16 protein-coding genes are annotated in these 22,240 nt (G+C 42.9%); 6 read left to right on the top strand and 10 right to left on the bottom strand.

Annotated features, from left to right (window positions below):
- Positions 1 to 9: 9 nt before the first annotated feature.
- The 3 genes from VSA01S_RS00720 to VSA01S_RS00710 all read right to left on the bottom strand — a co-directional run bounded on the left by VSA01S_RS00720 (position 10) and on the right by VSA01S_RS00710 (position 2,105).
- Positions 10 to 669: a ChrR family anti-sigma-E factor gene (locus VSA01S_RS00720; protein ID WP_039979519.1), complete on the bottom strand. Its 660-nt coding sequence runs from the start codon at positions 667 to 669 to the stop codon at positions 10 to 12.
- A complete protein-coding gene (locus VSA01S_RS00715) occupies positions 666 to 1,250 on the bottom strand; it encodes an RNA polymerase sigma factor (RefSeq protein ID WP_039979518.1) in 585 nt (194 codons plus the stop codon). Before VSA01S_RS00715 ends, VSA01S_RS00720 begins: the two co-directional genes overlap by 4 nt.
- Before the next feature lie 270 nt (positions 1,251 to 1,520).
- A complete protein-coding gene (locus VSA01S_RS00710) occupies positions 1,521 to 2,105 on the bottom strand; it encodes an LON peptidase substrate-binding domain-containing protein (protein WP_039979517.1) in 585 nt (194 codons plus the stop codon).
- A gap of 317 nt (positions 2,106 to 2,422) precedes the next feature.
- Here VSA01S_RS00710 and VSA01S_RS00705 point away from each other — a divergent pair, with 317 nt between their 5' ends.
- The 4 genes from VSA01S_RS00705 (at position 2,423) to csdA (ending at position 6,053) form a co-directional block, all read left to right on the top strand.
- Complete coding sequence (locus VSA01S_RS00705; protein WP_039979516.1) at positions 2,423 to 3,250, top strand: nucleoside-specific channel-forming Tsx family protein; 828 nt, start codon at positions 2,423 to 2,425, stop codon at positions 3,248 to 3,250.
- Between the two features lie 106 nt (positions 3,251 to 3,356).
- Positions 3,357 to 4,250 (top strand): 2-dehydropantoate 2-reductase, encoded by an 894-nt coding sequence (panE, locus tag VSA01S_RS00700; RefSeq protein ID WP_039979515.1) that lies wholly within the window; start codon positions 3,357 to 3,359, stop codon positions 4,248 to 4,250.
- Positions 4,243 to 4,848, top strand: coding sequence for a DJ-1 family glyoxalase III (locus VSA01S_RS00695; RefSeq protein WP_039979514.1), 606 nt, complete (start codon positions 4,243 to 4,245; stop codon positions 4,846 to 4,848). The genes panE and VSA01S_RS00695 overlap by 8 nt, the downstream gene beginning before the upstream one ends.
- Entirely contained in the window at positions 4,842 to 6,053 is a 1,212-nt protein-coding gene (gene csdA / locus VSA01S_RS00690) for a cysteine desulfurase CsdA (protein WP_039979513.1), read from the top strand. Before VSA01S_RS00695 ends, csdA begins: the two co-directional genes overlap by 7 nt.
- An 11-nt stretch (positions 6,054 to 6,064) precedes the next feature.
- On the opposite strand, the gene csdE is transcribed toward csdA, so the two are convergent.
- The 4 genes from csdE to VSA01S_RS00670 form a co-directional block, all read right to left on the bottom strand.
- Positions 6,065 to 6,499 carry a cysteine desulfurase sulfur acceptor subunit CsdE gene (csdE, locus tag VSA01S_RS00685; RefSeq protein WP_039979510.1) on the bottom strand — a complete coding sequence of 145 codons (435 nt, stop codon included), beginning with the start codon at positions 6,497 to 6,499 and terminating at the stop codon, positions 6,065 to 6,067.
- Between the two features lie 20 nt (positions 6,500 to 6,519).
- A complete protein-coding gene (gene tcdA, locus VSA01S_RS00680; RefSeq protein ID WP_039979616.1) occupies positions 6,520 to 7,329 on the bottom strand; it encodes a tRNA cyclic N6-threonylcarbamoyladenosine(37) synthase TcdA in 810 nt (269 codons plus the stop codon).
- 211 nt (positions 7,330 to 7,540) lie between these two features.
- The gene (gene mltA / locus VSA01S_RS00675) at positions 7,541 to 8,659 is read right to left on the bottom strand and encodes a murein transglycosylase A (protein ID WP_039979509.1); all 1,119 of its coding nucleotides are present in this window, start codon (positions 8,657 to 8,659) and stop codon (positions 7,541 to 7,543) included.
- A gap of 177 nt (positions 8,660 to 8,836) precedes the next feature.
- A complete protein-coding gene (locus VSA01S_RS00670) occupies positions 8,837 to 9,235 on the bottom strand; it encodes a DUF2850 domain-containing protein (RefSeq protein ID WP_227739596.1) in 399 nt (132 codons plus the stop codon).
- 211 nt (positions 9,236 to 9,446) lie between these two features.
- On the opposite strand from VSA01S_RS00670, the gene argA reads away from it, so the two are divergent.
- A complete protein-coding gene (gene argA / locus VSA01S_RS00665; RefSeq protein ID WP_039979507.1) occupies positions 9,447 to 10,784 on the top strand; it encodes an amino-acid N-acetyltransferase in 1,338 nt (445 codons plus the stop codon).
- Here argA and recD read toward each other — a convergent pair.
- The 3 genes from recD to recC all read right to left on the bottom strand — a co-directional run bounded on the left by recD (position 10,781) and on the right by recC (position 20,112).
- Positions 10,781 to 12,919, bottom strand: a complete 2,139-nt coding sequence (recD, locus tag VSA01S_RS00660; protein ID WP_083932204.1) for an exodeoxyribonuclease V subunit alpha — start codon at positions 12,917 to 12,919, stop codon at positions 10,781 to 10,783. The genes argA and recD overlap by 4 nt on opposite strands.
- On the bottom strand, positions 12,919 to 16,557 hold the full coding sequence (gene recB, locus VSA01S_RS00655) for an exodeoxyribonuclease V subunit beta (RefSeq protein ID WP_039979506.1): 3,639 nt from the start codon (positions 16,555 to 16,557) through the stop codon (positions 12,919 to 12,921). The genes recD and recB overlap by 1 nt, the downstream gene beginning before the upstream one ends.
- 69 nt (positions 16,558 to 16,626) lie before the next feature.
- Complete coding sequence (gene recC, locus VSA01S_RS00650; RefSeq protein ID WP_039979505.1) at positions 16,627 to 20,112, bottom strand: exodeoxyribonuclease V subunit gamma; 3,486 nt, start codon at positions 20,110 to 20,112, stop codon at positions 16,627 to 16,629.
- A 302-nt stretch (positions 20,113 to 20,414) separates the two neighbouring features.
- Here recC and VSA01S_RS00645 point away from each other — a divergent pair, with 302 nt between their 5' ends.
- Positions 20,415 to 22,238, top strand: coding sequence for a DUF3413 domain-containing protein (locus tag VSA01S_RS00645; RefSeq protein WP_039979613.1), 1,824 nt, complete (start codon positions 20,415 to 20,417; stop codon positions 22,236 to 22,238).
- Positions 22,239 to 22,240: the final 2 nt, after the last annotated feature.

Here is a 22,240-nt window from a genome sequence, read left to right as displayed (position 1 = left end):
GTAAATAATTTAAGGATAAACACCTTTGCCAAAGAGATTAAAGATTTTTGCTACTCCTTGCGTGAACAACATAGGTTCAGTAAGCGCGGCTAAAATAAGACAATCTTCACCAGATTGAGTAAAAGGCGAGTGGGTACATTGGCTGTCTCTAACGATAATATCGCCAACTTCATAATGACCTTTTTCATCACTAAAACCACCATGTAAAACTAGCGTTGTTTCTGAGCCCTTGTGAGTGTGCTGAGGGATTTTGACATTCTCATTAATGTACATCAAGCTCACTCTTTGATCTTCACCGAGGTCGATTGGCGCACTAAAAACCCTACCCCCATAATTTTTCCAATCACCGATAAGATCAGCGAAACGATATAAGGATTTCGGAAGCAAAAATTCTTTATCCGCTACATTGATAGTACGGCGATCATATAAGACGAAATCGTCTCCTACTGCGGGTTGAGAAACAATAGTGTCTAACATATGTTCAAAGTCATCGGTATATCCAAAAGACGATTCAGCAATATGATTGGCTTTACATTCTTCAATTTGATTAACTAGAGAACGACATTCAGGGCAAATATCTAGGTGAGTAGCAACAAACAAACCTGAAACAGCATCGATCTCACCGGATGCATAAGCTTCCAATAGATGGGTATCAAGATGATTGTTCATATCTGCTCCATTTGCATTGAATGCCTTAATTTTTCAACAGCAAGTCTCAAGCGGGACTTAACAGTCCCCAAGGGAATGTTAAACATATCAGCAACTTGCTGATGAGGAAGTTCTTCCAGATAAACCGCTTGAAGCACTTCTCTCTGATTCTTGGGCAAAATATTCAAAAACTTCAAAACCTGTTCTTTTAGCATGTCCTGTTCAGGAGAATAATGGTCAACTAAGTCGGGTGGATAGAATTCAGCTGGCCATATGTCATCTGAATGAATATGTAACTCTTTACCTTTTTGCTTGCGCAACATGTCGAAGCAAAGATTGCGAAGAATAGTGTATATCCACGTCGACAAAGCACTTTTTGTTCCATCATAGAGGTGTGCTTTTTGCCATACTGTTGTCATCGTTTCTTGCACCATTTCCATTGCAATTTGTTCATTGCCAACATGTTTGTAAGCAAATTGCTTGAGCTTGGGTGCGTAAAAGCGGAAAACAAAAGCGAAAGCATTTTTGTCTCTTGCCTTAACTTTGTCCATGTACACTATCCACTCACTTCGCCCTAATACTTGTGGGCTTTCACTCATCATAATCAGCCTTAATCAAGTCAGAAAACATCCAACTAGTGGTCCATATAAATAGCTCAGAAAGTAAACTTGTATTGCCAGTAGAGTTTATCACCAAAAGTTTCATTGGCTAACACCATGAATTAAAAAGGGACGGCAAAAAAATCCGACAAATAAATCTTCTTTAAGTGATACGTAATTACTAACCTAAATAGATCACATTTACTAAAAATAGAGATAAATAACGGTGAAAATAGAATTGGGGTTAACATCTACAATGACAATTGGTAGAACCTACATTGTTTTTTTATATCCCATAGCGTGATTGAGAAAATTTAATGCTGTAATGCAGTTACCGCCGCCAGCTAAGTGTTCAAATGACGCGCAATCAAGTGGCAGCAATTCCAGCCAACGCTGGGCAACCCAATTAGGATCATCATAGAAACAATGAGAATAAAGCTCTTTGAGCTGAGCGATACTATTGTGAACTTCCGCTAAATGATCACTCAAGTCAGAAAAATCCGGAACATTTTTAGTTAACTGCCAGTTTTCCATCCAATCTACTTGTGCTCTTCTCAAACCATCAAGCTCGGTACGCATGTTCCCGACTTGAAATCGTTTTATTCCTACCACAGTAATACCAAGCAGCCCATCACTGAGCTGATCAAAATCAACAATCTGAACTAAGGTACCGACACTGGACAACTTGCTTTGTTTACTACCATCTTCAGAGCCTTCTACCAAGCACATACCAAAGCCCACATTGTTTAAACTACATTCTTTAACCATTCTTTTATATCGTGGTTCAAAAATGCGTAATTTCATTTTTCCTTCGGGGAGTACAACCGACGATAATGGGAACAGCATCACTTCGTTCATTCGTTAAACCTCTTTGTTATGACAGATTTTACGAACATTGTTAACGAGCGATCACACTCACATTAAATGCTAGACCTCTACAACAATTCAACTAACCGTTTACGCAAACGTTTACTGTTGTCATAGTGACCAAAAACACCTTCAAAGTAATAAGTTCCGTTAATTATTCCAGAAGTGTGGTATTGATCACACAAAATGACAAAAATCACATTAGAAAGCACTTTAATTAGCAATTTTTGTCGTTATCATTCATGCCCATCAGAAACAGCAACACAGAATGTGCATTCTGAACCATATTAATCACAGAGAGCTCTTTTATGCGTAAATCACTTCTAACATTAAGCCTTCTTGCAGCCACTTCTGCACCGATTTTTGCCGCTGATTATTCAGATGGCGATATCCACAAGAATGACTTCAAATTTTTGCAGTTCAACCTTATGGGTGCATTTGGTGAGAAAGGTGCTGGCTCAGAATCTAGCCATGATTACCTAGAGATGGAATTTGGTGGACGTTCTGGTATTTTTGATCTGTACGGCTATGTTGATGTATTCAACCTGCTCACAGACGAAGGCAGTGATAAAGCAGACGGCGATACTAAGATGTTTATGAAGTTTGCTCCACGCATGTCGATTGATGCTCTGACGGGTAAAGATCTCTCTTTTGGCCCTGTCGAAGAATTATTTGTTGCTTCTGAGATAACTTGGGATGGTAACAACGGCGGCGTAAACAACCAAAAAATCGGTTTTGGCTCAAACATTATGGTTCCTTGGTTAGGTAAAATTGGACTGAACCTTTACGCTACTTATAATGGTAACGAGAAAGATTGGAACGGCTACCAAGTATCAACCAACTGGTTTAAACCATTCTACTTCTTCGAAAATGGCTCGTTTATCTCTTACCAAGGTTACATTGATTACCAATTTGGTATGGATGATAACAAAGGTAATAAATTTAATACTACAACCTCACACGGTGGTGCAATGTTCAATGGTTTATATTGGCATTCCGACCGTTTTGCACTGGGCTACGGCCTAAAGCTCTACAAAGACGTTTATGGTTTTGCTGACGGTGTTGCTCTACCTTGGACAAACACTGTTGAATCATCAGGCGTAGCTCACTACCTTAACGCGACTTACAAGTTCTAATTGAACTGAAATCTCTTAAAATGGCGCCATTTGGCGCCATTTTTTATTTGCTTTCCTTCTCTCTCTCATTATCCTTGCTGTAAAGTATTTTTTATAAGTGCGTTTAGTGAATATTCTTATCCTTGGCCCGGGCTCCATTGGCTCTCTCTGGGCAACCAAATTGCGACTTGCTGGCCACAATGTTTCGTTATGGGCCAGAAACTCGCACAAATGCCTCCCAATTAAACTGGATCAAGATCCTGAGATCAGCTTTGCTAATCAGGGCATTTCTGCTCTAGAAAACGCTGATCTTATCTTAGTCACGGTCAAGGCCTGTCAAGTAGAGCTGGCGATTCAGCCGTTGTTGAAACATATCCCACCTGAGACTATCGTGATGTTAATGCACAACGGAATGGGCACTACCAAATTCATTACCAAAAAGCTGGCAAGTAACCCGATTGTGATCGCCACAACCACCCATGGTGCATATAAGCCTGCTTCCAATCATGTTCTTCATACGGGGTTCGGTACTACCTACATGGGCGGCTTCAATAGTCAAGGAACTCAGTGTCACTTTCTTCAGGCGGTCATGGACCATGCCTTACCCACCGTTCATTGGCAGGTCAACATTCAACCCGCCCTTTGGAACAAGCTTGCTATAAATTGTGTGATCAACCCATTAACGGCCATTCATCAATGCAAAAATGGTCAGCTTGCAGCCCCAGAGTTCCAGCCAATGATAAACAATCTGATCCAAGAATTAGTTGAAGTCATGAATAAAGAAGAGATTGAGGTAGAGTTTGCTTCGCTGCACGCCATCATCATGCAAGTGATTCATGCTACGGCTGAAAATTATTCGTCAATGAGACAAGATATTTTTCATCAACGCGATACCGAGATAGACTTTATTACGGGGTACGTCATGCATTGTGCTGAGCAACACCAAATTGCAGTACCAGAGAATGCCAAACTCTATCGCCGCATCAAACAAATTGAACACAGCTGGAAAAATAATGAATAAAACAATCTTAGTTCCTATCGCACCTGGTACTGAAGAGATGGAAGCCGTTACGGTTATCGATATGATGGTACGAGCAGGCTATGATGTCACCGTTGCCAGCGCTGACTTCGATGGCTCGTTGACCATGCAAGCCTCACGAGGAGTAACACTGACCGCTGATTGCAAGCTGGTCGATATTGCCGATGATGAGTTTGACGTTATCGTGCTATCGGGTGGCGTAAAAGGCGCAGAAGTTTTTCGCGACAGTACGGTCATGATGGAGATGCTAAAGCAGCACATGTATGAAGGAAAGCTGGTCGCTGCTATATGTGCCGCCCCTGCTCTCGTTCTTCAGCACCACCAGCTTTATCAAAATGCCCTGATGACTTGTCACCCGAGTTTTCAAGATAAAATCCCACAGGATAAATGGCGTCCCAAACGAGTTACTATCGATATCAATCATAACTTGATCACCAGCCAAGGCCCCGGCACAGCCTTAGAGTTTGCCATGGAGATCATTATTAAGCTGTCAGGAAAAGCGCATGCTTGGTCGGTAGCAGAGCCGATGATTACCTTACCAACACTGCACTATCACAAGCTAGGTGAAGCATCATGCTAAATGTAGACGAAATTCGCCAACAATTTCCTGCTCTAAACCACGCTGCTGACCAACCAGCGTTAATCTATTTAGACAGTGCGGCAACGACACAAAAACCACAGTGTGTGATTGATACGATAAGTCACTACTACAGTGCACAGAACGCTAATGTGCATCGTGGGAGTCATCGCTTAACAGCCCAAGCAACAGGCCAGTTCGAAGCAGCACGAGAAAGAATCGCAACCTTTATTGGTGCCGCAAGTTCAAAAGAAATCATTTGGACACGAGGGGCGACCGAAGCGCTCAACCTTATTGCTCAGACGTATGCTCGAAGCACGTTAAAACCAGGCGATGAGATATTGATCAGTGAAATGGAGCATCACGCGAATATTGTTCCTTGGCAAATTGTCGCTGAACAAACCGGAGCAAAAGTGGTGAAAGTCCCAATGACTCAAGACTGCCAGTTTGATCTTGAAGCCTTCAAAGAGTTACTTTCACAACGCTGTAAAATTGTCGCCTGTGCGCAGATCACCAATGTAACAGGAACTCGACAACCCATTGAAAGCATCATCACTCTGGCCCATAACGTAGGCGCGGTTGTCGTAATTGACGGAGCTCAAGGTATTGTTCATGAAACACTAAACCTCTCTGAATTAGGCGCTGACTTTTACGTTTTTTCTGGCCATAAGCTCTACGCTCCAGCAGGCATTGGGGTACTGTATGGTAAGCTTGAGTTGTTAGAAAGCATGCCACCATGGCACGGCGGTGGTAAAATGGTGGAAAGAGTCTCTTTCGAACGCACCACTTTTTCTGCTTTACCGGGTAAATTTGAGGCAGGTACACCGAATGTAGCAGGTGCGATCGCTCTAGCAAAAGCTGTGGAATGGTATCAAAGCTTTGACCAACAAGAGGTAGAATCCCACTTACATACCCTGCAAAACAAAGCTTATCTCGCCTTAAGCCAGCTTGAGGATATTCGTATTCTCGGCTACCAACCTCATGCTTCCGTTCTGACTTTTGTCATTGATGGCGTTCATCATCAAGATATCGCGACTTTACTGGATCAACAAGATATCGCGGTTCGCGCTGGCCATCACTGTGCCCACCCATTGATGGATGCATTGAATGTCAAAGGCACAGTACGTGTCTCATTTGGTATTTACAATACTTTAGAAGATGTCGATAAGCTGATTGCCGCGGTAGAAAAAGCGCTAGATATGCTTTAGAACCTAGGACCCTAGGAACTAGCTCCTAGGTCCTTGATCTTCTCCACAATCGCTTTCAACCCATTGCCTCGTGATGGGCTTAGATGAGCCATTAAACCAAGCTGATCAAAATAAGCATCGATATCAAACGCTTGAATTTGTTCTGCTGTTTTACCGTCATAAGCTGCCATCACTAAGGCAATCAGGCCACGCACGATACGCGCGTCAGAATCTGCACAGAAGTACCAAATGCCTTCTTGCTCTTTGCTCACCAACCAAACTAGGCTTTCACAGCCAGATACCATAACCTGCTCTGATTTAAGTGCTTCAGGCATCTGCGGTAATTGTTTACCCCATTGAATGACCTGACGATAACGGTCTTCCCAACCTTTAAACTGCTGCATCGTTGCAACAATCTCTTCGCTGGTAATATCACGACCAAAAGGTGAAATAGGAAACTCAATCATGACGTGCTGTTCTCTTTGATTTACTTCTTATGCTTTTGAATTAGCTTTTCAACGATACGTGATACCGCCACAAAGCCAAATGTTGCCGTGACGACAGTTGCAGCACCAAAACCACTGGCACAATCCATGCGTTTTGGTCCTTCTGCTGTCGATTTTACTCCACATACGGAACCATCCGCTTGAGGATATTTCAACTGCTCAGTAGAAAAGACACAGTCGATACCAAACTTACGTGCCGGATTAGTCGGAAAGTTATGATGACGACGTAGAGTATCTTTAATCTTTTTCGCTAGAGGGTCTTGAATGGTTTTCGTTAGGTCAGCGACTTTGATTTGTGTTGGATCAATTTGTCCACCAGCTCCACCCGTTGTGATTACTTTAATTTTATTGCTACGACAATAGGCCAGCAAAGAAGCTTTGGCTCTCACACTGTCGATTGCATCCAACACGTAATCAAATTCTTTGCTTAAATATTGGTGTTGGTTGTCGGGAGAAATAAAGTCATCAATCAAGTTCACCTGACACTCTGGATTGATCAGTTTGACTCGTTCTGCCATCACTTCTATTTTGCTTTTGCCGACTGTCCCAGTCATCGCGTGGATTTGACGGTTAATGTTAGTCACACACACATCATCCATATCGATCAAGGTAAGCTCACCAACACCCGTTCGTGCTAATGCTTCGACTGCCCATGAACCAACGCCACCAATTCCGATGACACAGACATGAGCTGCTCGCAGGATCTCAACTTCATTATTACCATAAAGGCGACGAGTTCCACCAAAACGTTGGTCGTAATTTTCTGAAGCCGGAGTATCAAGTTTACGCATAACGAAAATCCAGATGAATAATAGAAAAACAAAGAGTGCGATTTTATACGCACTCTTTGTAAAAATGTCTACACCATGTGTGCCTTTTGCATTTGAATCAGGCCGATTCCAACCCAGCACACATCATTAATCAATGGGTAAAAAGCTCAATTTATACCCAATTAGCTTCAAATACTTGATTCAGAGCGAAGTGAGTTGAGTATATTTGTATTTATTGTAACTTTTCTGGCGATAAAGCCCAAGGAGCTTGGGTCGGTGTATTTTCTAGGCCCAATTTCCATACTCGACCAAAATGCTTATAGTGGCCAGCTTCTGTTCCGGCCCTTGGCCCCATACCATGATAGAGATCCAGATGGTTCTGCTTAACCGCTCCGCCCGTGTCCAAAACAATGAGCAGGCGTAGCTGGTGTGTTCCACTCCACTTGCCGTCTTTAGTCAATAATGGAACTTCAGCCAAAATAGGGGTACCCATGGGCAGAATAGATCGGTCACCCGCAACAGAAGCCATCGGCAATAATGGAATCCCTGCCGAACCTGTAACAGGTGCATCCGCTTGAGGCTCAAAAAAAACATACGATGGATTTTGCTCAAGCAATTCACGTACCGTTTGCTCATCGTGTTTAGCCACCCATTCTTTAATGGCTTTCAGCGACATTTTTTCCCGCGGCACTTCGCCACGTTCAATGAGGATCCGACCAATACTAACGTAGGCTTTGTTATTTTTTCCTGCATACGCGAAATATTCCAAGGTATCGTCATCTTCAAAGTGAACAAAGCCACTGCCTTGTACTTCCATCATAAATGGATCAATCAAATTAGGAGCATAGCCTAAAACCAACCCTTGCCCTTCTAAAGCCCCATTGTAAATCTCAGCACGAGTGGGACAGTGACTTTGACAATCAGGTTTCCCATAAACTGGATATTTGTATTCTTGATTAGAAGTATGACGCAACTCCATCACTGGAGAAAAATAGCCAGTGAACAGAACATTGCCTTGCTTATCACCTCCACCCAATTGGGCAACCTTAATCCCATAATCACCCAGAGCCGTTGTATCACCACTTTGCAACGCCCATTCCTTCAATTTTTCATACAAAGGTTGGTACATTTTTGCCATCGAAGGGGAATGAGTGACCACTTGTTCCGCTTGCTTAGGAAATTCTGTAAAGTCTTGAGGTTTATTCGATTCAACCACCTCGACTCTATTTAAAATATGCGTAAAAGTACCATCTACGTATTGTTGAGCAAGAAAGTGCTGCTCTGGTTCAGTAGTTGTGGCACAGCCAAAGAGGATGCTTAGAGACACAATAGGAAGGAGTTTTGTAAACACGTGTTATTTCCATTAAAGAAGATAGCAACAGGATGGCAAACAAATGCCCGTGGTGCAATGGAAAACAGCCGTTATCCATGCTCATCCCGACAAAGGCTGCAGCGAGATAAACCTTACTGCAAGTAGCCTAGCTAGGAATTGACTAGGATAATAGAGGAAAATATGAAAAATCAATAATTAAAGAACTTTCAAATGAGAACGTCCTTCAAGATGAAACTCTGGGAGGTAACGGTCATGTGAGTTCAATTTAATCTCAGTATGGTACTGATCTACAAAATCAAATCGACGAATCGAGCTACCGACTTTATACGACAATGTTTTCTCATCAAGGGAAAAATCTGTTGCCACAACAGAACCGTGGACAGTCACCCCTTTTGCACTCAGGATAAACTCTTCTCGTGCATAGGAAGGAACATTTTGCTCAACCCACTTTCCATATACCGCCGATTTTGTCAAAGGTGGACTTAAATAACGCATAATTAAGTCTCGGTATATCAGTATCACAACCAAGGTTCCAATTAACGCCATAAACATCAATGAACGTTCGGGACATTTACGCCAAAGCATTATGCCCATTCTCGCTGCTTGACGGCTTGTTTGATGAAAGTAGGTTTGGTAATACTAGGCATAACAATTGAGTTACTATATTCAATAAAAACGACAATATTGTAACGCCTACAAAGTGATTAGACAAAATATCTCGTCGGTTTCATAAATTAAAAGACTTGCCCAAGAATGAATAAAAAAGCAATAATAAAGCATAGTTAAACAAAAAGGAATGTATGTCGTGAAAATTCGTAGTACGGCATTGGTCAAAGGATTTCGCCAATCCTCCCCTTATGTCAATGCACATCGTGGGAAAACGATGGTCGTTATGCTGGGTGGTGAAGCGGTCGCCGATAAAAACTTTGGCAATATTATTAATGATATCGCTTTAATGCATAGCTTAGGTATCAAAGTCGTGATTGTTTTTGGTGCAAGACCACAAATAAATCAACAACTCATCAAACATGGACTGATTACGCCCTACCATAAAAACATCCGTATTACCGACGAAGCAGCGCTTTCCGTGGCTATGCAGGTTGCAGGACAACTCCAGCTTGCAATTACTGCACGCCTCTCCATGAGCCTTGGTAATACCCCTATGGCAGGAACACAACTTAATGTTATTAATGGTAATTTTGTCATCGCTCAACCACTGGGGATTGATGAAGGGGTAGACTATTGCCACAGCGGGCGCATTCGTCGCATTGATACTCATGCAATCCATCGAGCATTGGAGCAAAATTCCATCGTACTTTTTGGTCCGATTGCTGGCTCAGTGACAGGGGAATGCTTTAACTTACTTTCTGAAGATGTTGCCACCGAACTGGCAATTAAACTTGGCGCAGATAAATTGATTGGTTTTTGCGCTGAGCAAGGCGTTATCGATGACTATGGCAATGCCGTTGCAGAATTATTCCCGATAGAAGCAGAACGAGCCATCCAAAAGCTCACCTATGATCAAGCTGATAACTATGGTGATCGTACCGACACCGTTAGCTTTCTCAATGCGGCCATTAATGCTTGCAGAGCAGGTGTACCACGTTGCCATTTAATCAGCTATAAAGTTGATGGCGCCCTGATTCAAGAATTATTTTCACTCGATGGCATTGGAACTCAAATCGTCGTGGCGAGCGCCGAACAAATTCGCGAAGCCAACATTAATGATATTGGTGGTATCTTAGATCTTATCCTACCCCTTGAAGAACAAGGTATCTTAGTCCGTCGATCTAGAGAACAGTTAGAGCAAGAAATTCGCCAATTTACGATTATTGAAAAGGATGGCTTGATCATCGGTTGTGCAGCTTTATACCCTTATCTTGATGAACGTAAAGCAGAAATGGCCTGCGTCGCTATCCATCCCGATTACCGTGACGGTAACCGAGGACTATTATTATTAAACCATATGAAGCATCGTTCTAAAAATACCAATATCGACCAGATCTTTGTGTTGACGACACGCAGCTTACACTGGTTCCGCGAACAAGGTTTCTATGAAGTCAGCCTGGATTATCTGCCTAATACCAAACAAGACTTATACAACTTTCAAAGGAATTCCAAAATCTTAGCACTAGACCTTTAAGGTGACAAACGTGAAACTAATCCACTGGCTCGTGATGTCTTAATTTTTATCCCACGCTTGAGGATGTTCATATCGGTGTACATCGCTAGGCGTTTTTTCGCCCGAGTGATCCCTGTATAGATAAGCTCGCGAGTTAAAATTGGACTATAAGACGGAGGCAGTATCATCAAAGTAAACTCAAACTCACTCCCTTGAGATTTGTGGATTGTCATCGCATAAGCAGTGTCATGTTCAGGAACTCGGCTGGGTAATACTGATTTGACACTGCCATCAGGCAATTCAAAGAATACCTTCAAGCGCTGTTCCTCTTCACGATCATCGAGCATACATATACCGATATCTCCGTTGTACAACCCTAGACTATGATCATTACGAGTCACCATCACTGGCCGCCCATGATACCAAAGCTCATCTTGCATTTGGATTAACTTGCGAGCGGCTAATGCTTTTTCAACTCGCTGGTTTAAGCCTGCTACACCAAAGTCTCCTTCCCGAACCGCACACAGTAGGCGACATCGATTAAAAGCTTCTAACACTGCTTTGGCTTTATCGCTAACACTCTCAGCTTGGCCGTTTTCTGGGTGGTTATGATGATTTATGCGTTTTAAGTAATGACCATACTCTTTCACCAACACTTGCATCATTTGATTATAATGCTGGCTACTCAAAGCAAACTGCTCAATATCGGTGAAGTCTTGGTTAAAAACATGGTCGACTTGAGCTGCAGAGCCTGCATTCACCGCTTTCGCCAGTTGGCCAATACCAGAACGCACATCAAAACGATAACTTTTTTGCAGCATACACAGGCTGTCTGCAATCGAGACTTTGTGAGTTGAGCTATGGTTTAAAGTCGTAAAGCCCGTCAATTTAGCGACTGCTTTTGCTTGCTCTTTTGAGTAGCCAAACGTATTGAAAGAGCAAATATCGCCTAATACTGCACCCGCTTCTACGGAAGCTAACTGATCCTTATCTCCCAGCAAAATTAAGCGCGCATGTTTAGGCAGCGACTCCACTACTTTATACATCATCGGCAGATCAACCATCGAAGCCTCATCGATGACTAAAATATCCAAATGCAGCGGGTTTTGCTTATTATGGCGAAATTCAACACTATTTGGAATTACCCCAAGCAATCGATGTAACGTACTCGACTCAGTCGGTATTTTGGCTTTTAAATCTGGGCCTACGGGTAGCGCTTGTACCGCTTTCCCAATCGATTCAGTTAAACGTGCCGCTGCTTTACCTGTCGGAGCTACAAGCTTAATCGTGATATTTTTTGCTGTTCCCGCTTGTTCAATCAAAGCAGCAAGCAATTTGGTAACAGTCGTGGTTTTTCCAGTTCCTGGTCCACCTGAGATCACAGCAAAACGCCGAGTAAGTGCCACTGCTGCTGCTACTTTTTGCCAGTTGACACATACAGCAAGTGGGACGAGATCATCGAGCACTTGTAAATCTTGCACGTGTCGACATTGACTGACAACCTGATCGACAGCTATCCAATCTAACTGAGTTTCATCAACAATATCTAGATGGTCACACACCAGCTGTTGACGCTGCACTTGATGGCTACTGCCCGTCTCGTTTAATGCTGATAAAGCGTGGAATAAAAAGTGATATTGACGTGCAAATAAATGGTTCAATAGTTCAGATAAACGTGACAATTCTGACGCTGGTAATGAACTCACTTCACTCAATTGATTGAGCTTGTTTGCTAATGTGACTTCATAATACCAGTAGCGACTCAGGTACAAACGTTCCCCATCAAACATCATTGGCAATGCTTCCCCAGCATGACCTACAAGCGGAGACCGCTGTAGGAGCTCAAGCCAATTGATAGGTTGCAGTTTTGTATGCAGCGCTAAGGCCGCATCACCAAATAAGCCTAGCTTACTCACCAGGTCAGTCGGTTGCCCTTGTTGATCAAAGAGCGGTAAACAGATATGCCCTTTACCTAATTCACTACTCAATACTGCTGCAATCAAAGCCAAGAGTTGCCCATCAGCTTGCTGTTGACATTGAGAATAAATAAAGCGAGCAAACTGCTCATCAACGGGTCGAATTCCACCGCGACTCACCAAATGAGACAACACCATCAAAAGGTCACCTTGCTCTAACAACATATCATGACTTTTCATCAGATTAACTCCATTTGGCCTGAATCACTGGAACGTGGGTCCAAGGCTTTACCATCAATTAATTGATCCATATCTTGTAAAAACGCCAGAGATGGCTTGGCGGTGAAAATGCCATGATCACTTTGCCCATCCATACCACGTAAAAACAAATAATAAACGCCACCAAAATGACGTTGGTAGTCGTAATCTTTTATTCGGCTACGTAAAAATCGGTGTAAAGCTAATGCATAGATTTGATACTGCAAGTCATAACGATGCTCCGCCATTGCTGACTTCAGAGCCTCACCGTGATAATGAGCAACATCATCTCCTAGGTGATTTGATTTCCAATCCAGTACAAAATATTGACCTTGGTGTTCAAAGACCAAATCAATAAAGCCCTTCAACATGCCTTGTACGGTTTGAAAACCTAAATCACCGGCTCTGGCAGAAAGCGGATCATGGCGCTGGATGACACGGTTGAGTGCAGGCGATGTAAGCACCTCTATCGGAAGTAAAAACTCCATCTCAACCAAACGCTGAGCGGGCTGTTTTTGATTAAGTAATAACCCCTTTCCATCCAACGGTGTCGACAAAACAGTATCGATCAATACTTGCAATATAGGCAGCCATTGTTCGTCTAACTGCTCACTTTCCATCAAGGCCATGATCACTTGCGTATTGGCTTCGCTGGAAGCCGGTTGGGTAAATTCAATTTCTTCAAAGAGACTGTGTAAGAAAGTACCAGGGCGCGCACCACGTGGGAAACTGAAAATAGAACGCACAGGTTCGAGTAATTCTGCCTCATCATGCTCTTGAGATGAATCGATATCAAACCCTGTCACTTCCATCGTAGCATCATGTTCCGCATGTTGTGTACCTTGTTTAACCAGACCTGAGTAACTGGTTATGCGCCAATTTCTGTCGATAGGCATATTGATTTGCTGCGCTTTCAGCTCAACACTGTTTGCTTGCTGTTGTTGGTATTTTTCATTATTTAGCTCAGGGGGATCACAAACCACGACTCCCTCTAGCGATTTTTGCTGCTCAGTAAGACCCAACAACAAATCATGAATTCCTCCGGCTTGCCCATTTTGGATTAAATGGCCAATAGCACTATGATGAACCCCTGTCGGTTCTTTTGTTGAACGTCCATTACGAAGTGGAGACGCACCGATAAAACAAGCATAAACTGCACGTGTTAATGCCACATAAATCAGGCGAAGATCCTCAGCTAAACGTTCCTTATCGGCTTGTTTCAGTGAGGCCTCATTGTTGGTAATATCGAGTATGGTTCGATCGTTGTCCGCATCATAATATTTCGCTTCATTGGCTTCACGGTAACTGAATACAAAAGGCAAAAATACCAAGTCATATTCTAAACCTTTTGATTTATGAATAGTGACAATTTGTACCAGATTACGCTCGGATTCTAGACGTTGAACTTGCTCTTCACTGCCTCCAAGCCCATGTTCGGCATCACTGATCGATTGAGCTAACCAGCGTAGCAAACCATGATCACTATCAAGCTCATTACTCGCTTGTTGGAGTAACTCTCCGATATGCATGAGATCAGTAAGTACGCGCTCACCATTTTCATCCTGTGATGAAGCCGTCTCTACCAGTAACCGTTCAGCAATATGGCGCTTACTGATCACTGAGCGAAGCATCGGCAGCACACCACGTAACTGCCATAATTTTCGATACTCTTTAAATTCACTGACGGCATTGTCCCAGACAATTTCATCATTATTGAGTGCATCTAAACGCCCAGCATCCAGTGCAAACAGCTCAGAGGCTAAACTGGCCCTTAATGCTCTGTCATTTTCTGGCGTCAAAACCGCTTGTAATAAACGCTGAATATCTTGGGCAACTGAACTGGTAAAAACGCTGTCTCGATTGGATAAATACACACTGGCAATCCCTTGCTGTGCCAGAGCCTGTTTGATTCGATGCCCCTCACTCCCTGTCCGGACTAGAACGGCAATATCCCCAGCTTGTACGGCCCGTTTTTTTTCACCATTGACTAGGCATGCTTGACCTTGCTGAGCCGCAGTGAGAATGGTTTGGATCTGACTCGCTGTAGCTTGGGCCATGGCACTCAGATACTCCCCTTTCGATAACGGTTTATCCTCAGCAGGCTGGAGCCAATAAGTTAAAGCTGGCTGCTTTTTCTCATCGAGCGTCCACACTCGCTGAGCTGCATTTGGGCTCGAACTCACCGGTAAAAATGGAATATCACTATCGTAAATAAATGGGCTGTCTGGTCGTTCAAACAACTGGTTTACGGCCTGAACCATGTCATCACTAGAGCGCCAGTTAGTCCCTAGGGTATAGTGAGCGCTTACCTGATTACGTGCTTTTATATAGGTAAAGATATCAGCACCACGGAAACCATAAATCGCCTGTTTGGGATCTCCGATCATAAACCAACCACACTCAGGATTATTGAGATAAATACGGCTGAATATGCTGTACTGCAAAGGATCCGTGTCTTGGAATTCGTCAATCATTGCTACCGGATATAAAGCCCGAATGCGATCGGTCAGTAAAGCTTGCTCGTCATTATCAATGGAGGCCGACAGCTGAGTAAGAAGATCATCAAAAGAGAGCCATTGCTTTTGCTGCTTTGCCTTCATTAACATCCAACGACACTGCTCTATCGCATGGGCTAAAAGAGGTGCTTTTAAACTCACAGGGTGGCTAAGAAAGTGTTCGATCGCATTAAATACTGGATGTTCTGGAGCTGTCCCTTTAGGTGTTTTTTCGATTAAGACAGATTGAGAAAATTTCTCCAATTTATCGGGATAGCCGTAACTGGTAGTTTCTGTCGCAGCCCAAACATCCACTGTGTCTAACCAAGCAGGTAATGATTTTTTGGTGTAGCTGCGCTTATTGATATCAGAGTTTGATATCAGTGCCAGCATATCCTCTTGGCTTTCACGCCATTGCGTTTTAAATGCATCAATCGTCTTGAGGTTTTGTTGATGCAGTTCTGCAAGCGAGCCTTCCATCGCAGGAACCGATAAAGTCAGTGGCGAACCCGTTAAATATGGCCCAATCTCTTGCAACAATTGGGTTGGTTCGGACCAAAGCTGGCGAATTTCCACAGCCAAATCTAAAGGTAATGGATAAAAGTTGCGTCGCCAATAATCTGCGACCACCTGCGTTTTTAAGTGACTTTCATCGGTCACGAACTCATTATCAAAACGGCTACCAGACTCAAAGGCATTTTGCGTCAACATGCGCTGACAAAAACCGTGAATAGTGTATACCGCAGCCTCATCCATTTGGCGTTCTGCTTGCAATAGAATATCAATCGCCTGCTTTTTATTTTCCACCTCATTGAGCAAAGGGGCAATAACCGGGTCGTCACTGCAATTTCGAGAAAAAGCAATTCGGGCATCATGGATACGAGCACGAATACGATCCCTCAGCTCAGCGGTAGCGGCTTCGGTAAACGTCACTACTAAGATTTGATCAACCGTCAGGGGCACACGGTGTTTTGTTTCTGCATTACCGTGACCTAACAGAAGCCGCAGGTACAGGCCTGCAATGGTAAAAGTTTTACCCGTTCCAGCTGAAGCTTCAATCAGTCTTGCACCATGTAAAGGGAAAACCATGGTTTGCAAAGGAGTGGGTACTGACGTTTGCGCCATATCGCTACATATCTCCGAATATATCAACAATAATACTTTGAATACCTGTTGAGTAACGTTTCAATCTACTCAACACTCGCTCTCTTGCTCACTCTCAGTCGCACTCAAACGAGCACCTTGCAGAACCAAAAAAGCAAGTAAACGAACTTCCGCAGCCAGTTCTTCGTTCCAATCAGGCCAAACTCGCGCGATATAGCTATTTTTTCCCTCACCTGTCGTAATATAGCCATCGGTGAACGCTTCCATCATTTTCTTCAACGATTTTTCTTCGTCTTCAACCCATTGACCACGACTAAACCCTGCTTCAACACTCGCTAGAGCTGTCTTAGGAAAATAAGGCAGTGGTTGAGTCATTCCCTCGAAAAACAAGCGTATCAGCTCTTTTAAGTAGTTTTTTGCTTGTTGAGCATCGGCCATCGCGGGATAAATCAGATGGACAACACCTTCTTTTCGGTCATAACCCACCATATGAGTCTTCAGGGCATAACCTGCCGCTGACATCGCTAAATGATCAATCCAAGCCGAAAGATAATCTTGAGAGCGAATCTTACCACTCCGATAACGAATCAAACCGGCTTGGTAACATTGCGTCAACCACCCCGTTAAACGAACTGGGTGACCTTCTTGATCAAACAATCCCTCGAACGTCAGATCAATTTCTAAATCATCTTGAGGAGCGCCGGACAAATATGCCAGTTTCTCAACCAACTCTTCGGTCTGAACTCGATTCGTTTCAAATTCGATGTCACCAAAAGCCCCAATGGGCAATTTTCCTTGAGCTCGTTGCTGTTGCATAAAGGCTTCAAGGACCTCGCTTTTCAATTCCGGTTGAGTCAGTTCCGTGGTTAAAAGCGTCTCCAGCAGTTCATCTCGCATTTGATAACTGGCCAGCCCGCCTAAAGCAAAAGGCTCATCATCAGCCATTACAGGAAGTGGCGGCTCAAAAATGACTTTTAACCGACGATTAAAGAAGTACTGTACAGGTAAACGCCAGAATCGTTGTAATTCGACTAAGTCGAGCTCAAATGGGAAGGTCAAACCCAGCAAATAATTGTCCAAAGCACGATGAAATACTGGTGGAGTCAGTTGCTCAGTTTGACCACTTTGCATCAAGGCTACAGGCAGCCATTCTTTGGCATAACTGCGTTGCTCACCTTGAAATGCTGCCGGACTAAAAGGCACCATGGTATGCTCTTTGAATAATGATTTCAGTAACCGCTCACCTGAGGCATCAACTGATAACGCTTCATCTCCCTCTAAGCAGTAGTTTTGATGGCAATATTCCATCAACTCAGAGACTAAAACGGAAGGCACTCGTTCAGTGTTATCTTGAATAGAGCGTCCAACAAAGCTGATATACAGTGTCTGCTGAGCGGATAACATCGCTTCTAAAAACAAATAACGGTCGTCATCTCGACGAGATCGATCACCAGGTTTGGCTCGACCAGTCATCAAATCGAAACCTTCAGGTGGCATAGAACGTGGATAAATACCGTCATTCATACCCAACAAGCACACCACTCGAAACGGAATTGACCGCATAGGCATAAGGGTACAAAAGTTTACTTGCCCAGCTAAAAAGCGTTGACTCACACGGGTACTGGAGAGCTTGTTATGTAGATATTGCCTTAGAACTGATGGGGATAAATTGTCGTCGAATTTCGCATCCGTTAATTGCTCTTTTAGCTGACTTAATGTGTCTCGAATGGACTTGAGCGCCATTTCTCCTTCAAGATCAACTAAGAAAAAATCATCCAGCATGGTAATCAGCGTTTCTCTCCAAGCATCAATAGCCTGAACCTTTGCGAGCTTTCGACGATAATCACTTATTTTTTGGATAAAGTAAGCCAATTTCCCTGCAAGCTCTGCTCCCATACCTTGCACTTCATTAAATGGAGATAAACGGCCTTGTTGTCCGCTAAACAAGCCCACAGACTCTGGCATAGCATAACCAAGAAGCATACGCTGAATGCCAAATTGCCAGGTATTTTGCCGAGTTTCCGGTAATTCAAATTCACAACTGGTGTGGCTATCTAGCCCCCAGCGAATACCCGATTCTTCCACCCAGCGTTTCGCTTGCAGAAAATCCTCTTCACTTAGTTCAAATCGCTTCAAAATCGCCGGAGATTCGAGAAGTTCTAATAATTCAGACGCTAAGCACCGCGTATTAGGTAAATTCACTAATTGCATAAAAGCGGCTAAAATTGGACTTTCTTGATCGGCAGTTCTGTCAGAAATCGAATACGGAATAAAACGTTCACCAGGGGCATTACCAAAAACGGCTTGAATCGCAGGACTGTATGCGTTGATATCAGCCACCATGACAATAATATCTCGTGGTTTCAATGTGCTATCTGCATCAAACATAGCGAGTAATTGATCATGCAACACTTCAACTTCGCGCATTGGGCTATGGCAGGCATGCAAGCTTAATGATTCATCATCAAGCGTAATAACCTGTTTATGCTGGCTATGATCAATCGAACTATCATCTTGGTGTTCTTCTAAATTGAGAATATCGGCTTGGAGGTGATGAAGTAAGCTGTCTCGATCAACATCAACAAACGCTTCAATTTCATGCGATTCCGATTGAGATAATAAATACAAATTATCTCGCCCTAATTTGCCCATAGAAGCCAGTAAGCTATTTCCCACGGCATCTGTGTGGAGTTCATCGATAAGATTGTCTTCAATCGACCCTTTAAGCTGTTCAGTCTCGCCCTCCACTTCAGAGTGATCTTGTTTCCAAACCAAATGCTGGCGGTACTTAGCAGCCAAGCGAGCTAGGAATTTCCTATCACGCACTTCTCCCCAATAATACCGACAAGGATTGGTAAACATCAGGTGAACATCGATATGCTGCCCTATTGCTCTCAATGCATCCATATAACGTGGGGGAAGAGAAGCAATACCAAACACAAATAACCGCTTGGGTAAACGCTCAATTTTGCCATGAAAACCATCTAGAACTTGAATGAAATGCTCATATAAGTTGGCTCGATGGTACGGTGACTGTCCTAATGAAACGGTGTAATCATACAAAGCTCGCCATAAAACAGGTTGCCAAGGATGGGATTCTTCTAAATCGATAAGATTTTCTCCGGCCTCCCAAGTTGCTATCCATTCAGGACGATAAACCAAGTAACCATCAAAAATATCAGCGATTTTCTCAGACAATTGATACAGTTTACTGCAATCATCATCTCCCTCTAGGTACTGTGCTAGAGGAGCAAAAAGCGGATCGGCCAATAAAGTCGGCAACAAGCGCATCAGCTTCCACGTCATGGACTCTTTGTTAAACGCACTACGTTTGGGCACATCGCTCAGAATCTGAGTGAACATGTCCCAAATAAACGTCGCTGGTAATGGAAAATCAATATTTGCCGCCACACCCAGCTCTTTTGCCAGCGCCATTTTCAGCCACTGCGACATACCAGGGCTTTGAACCAGTATTTGCTCTTTTTCAAACGGATGATCTAATGGAGCAATACGAATCAGTTCAACGAGCAATGACTTTAGAACATCAACTTGATTGGAGTGATAAACAGTGAACAAATGGAAGTACCGAAAAACTGACAGAAACTGTCCGCAAGCTTAGCACAATCAGCCCTTGTTCTTATAACGTTACCGAACAAAAGTTCATATAAAAAAACAACATTATTGCATATACCGACAATTTCAAAATTGACAAAAAAAATAACCTCACCAAATGCAACTCTACTAAAAATAGATTAATGTGATACAATTCACATTAATTAACCAATTAATACTTGTTTTTGTTATTTGCATAAGAAGGACAAGTCACTTAATACAACACTTTTGTACACATAAAAATAATGATTGGTACCGCTCAAGATATGTTTCGAAAAATCACAACCAACTGTGCTTGGTTAACTGCATTCTTTGCTTGCTTTGCTATTTATATTTCTATTGTCTTTTACCCTTTTTTGCTTTCAAACGGCGCGAATGAAACTCTATCATTCCTTCAAATCTATTATCTGCTGGCCACACAATATGGCTGGTTAGGCTTGATTGTCCTGTCCTGTCTGTTAATCAGTGCATTATTTGCCTTTCTTCCCAGCAGAATGTTTAAAACGCTCGTTATCGTCATCGCTCTTTCACTGCTAATCATGCTCAAAGTCGATATTCTTGTCTTCGAGCAATATAAGCTGCATATCAACGGTCTACTGATCCGGATGTTTTTTGAAGGTGGTAGCGATGTATTTGAAATTTCTTGGATGACTTGGTTGCTTTTCTTCGCCAATATTCTTTTGCTTTTTGCCGGCCTCATGCTAACCGTTTGGATCAGTAACAAGCTAGCACGCAACCGAATTAAATACGCTATTGTCGCAGTTTGGTTCGGCGTTCTTCTAAGCACACAAGCCATTCACGCTTACACCAATGCTCTTTATGATGATGAAGTCAGTCAATTCTCTAACAATTGGCCTCTGTACTACCCATTGACAGCCCGTAATTTTATTTACCGACATAACCTCGTTGACCAAGACATCGCATCACAAAATCGAGTTGAATTAAAAAATGTCAAAAGCAGTACACTTAATTACCCGTTATCACCAGTTGAAGTCAAAGCTAAAGCTAAGCAGCCTAATGTATTATTCATTCTGATTGATGCATGGCGACACACGGATGCAACGGCTGATATCATGCCAAACGTCAGTAAATTTGCTGAAAGAACAACACAATTCTCTCAGCATATGAGTGGTGGTAATTCCACTCAAGCTGGTATTTTTAGTTTGTTTTACAGCTTACCTGCCACTTACTGGGATAGCTTTTACGCCAGTCAGACTTCACCTATCTTTATGGACACTCTGCAAGCGCAAGGTTACCGAATGGGTATTTTTGGTTCCGCCCCACTAACCAGCCCTCCTTTGTCTCGTACTGTTTTCAAGCAAGTGCAAGACCTCGAGCTGAAAAAAACGGGTAAATCAGCAGTTGAACGCGATAAAGAGATCACAGAAGACTTTATCCAATTTCAGCAACAAAAAGATGATAGGCCCTACTTTGGTTTTCTATTCTACGATGCTGCCCACGGTGCGGTTTTCCCAGAACCTGAGTTTGCTAAGTTCAAACCATACTGGGAACGTGTTGATCATATTCTGCTAAATAACGATTTTGATGCTTCGCTCTACCACAATCGTTATAAGAATTCCCTGTATTTTATCGACAGCCTTGTAAGCAAAGTACTTAACAATATCGACTTAGAAAACACGATCGTCGTTATTTCTTCAGATCACGGAGAAGAGTTTAACGATCATAAGATGAACTATTGGGGCCACACTGGCAATTATAGTGATACCCAAATTCATGTTCCTTTTTACATGTACGTTCCCGACAGACAGCCACAAAAGATCGATTACCGCACGACCCATTTTGATGTTGTACCGACCTTGATGAATATGCTGTTTGATGTAGAGGGTGAGACTGAGTCCTACAGTGTTGGAAGCAACTTATTTGATAACTTCAAACCGCGAGACTGGTTTATCGCAGGCAGTTACTACAACTACGCCCTCGTCGGCAAAGATACCATGCTTGTTGTTAACCCTGGCGGTCATTCTGAACAATTGGATAATCAGCTACATAAAGACAAAAATCACAAGGTCCCTGTTTATGTTATCCAAGGTTCACTTGATGAGATGTCACGTTTTTATCAGCAAAAATAGTC

The sequence above is a fragment of the Vibrio sagamiensis NBRC 104589 genome (genome assembly GCF_007990935.1).
GTDB classification, from domain to species: domain Bacteria; phylum Pseudomonadota; class Gammaproteobacteria; order Enterobacterales; family Vibrionaceae; genus Vibrio; species Vibrio sagamiensis.
Note: the sequence above shows the minus strand (reverse complement) of the source record. Positions and strands in the feature narration are given on the sequence as shown.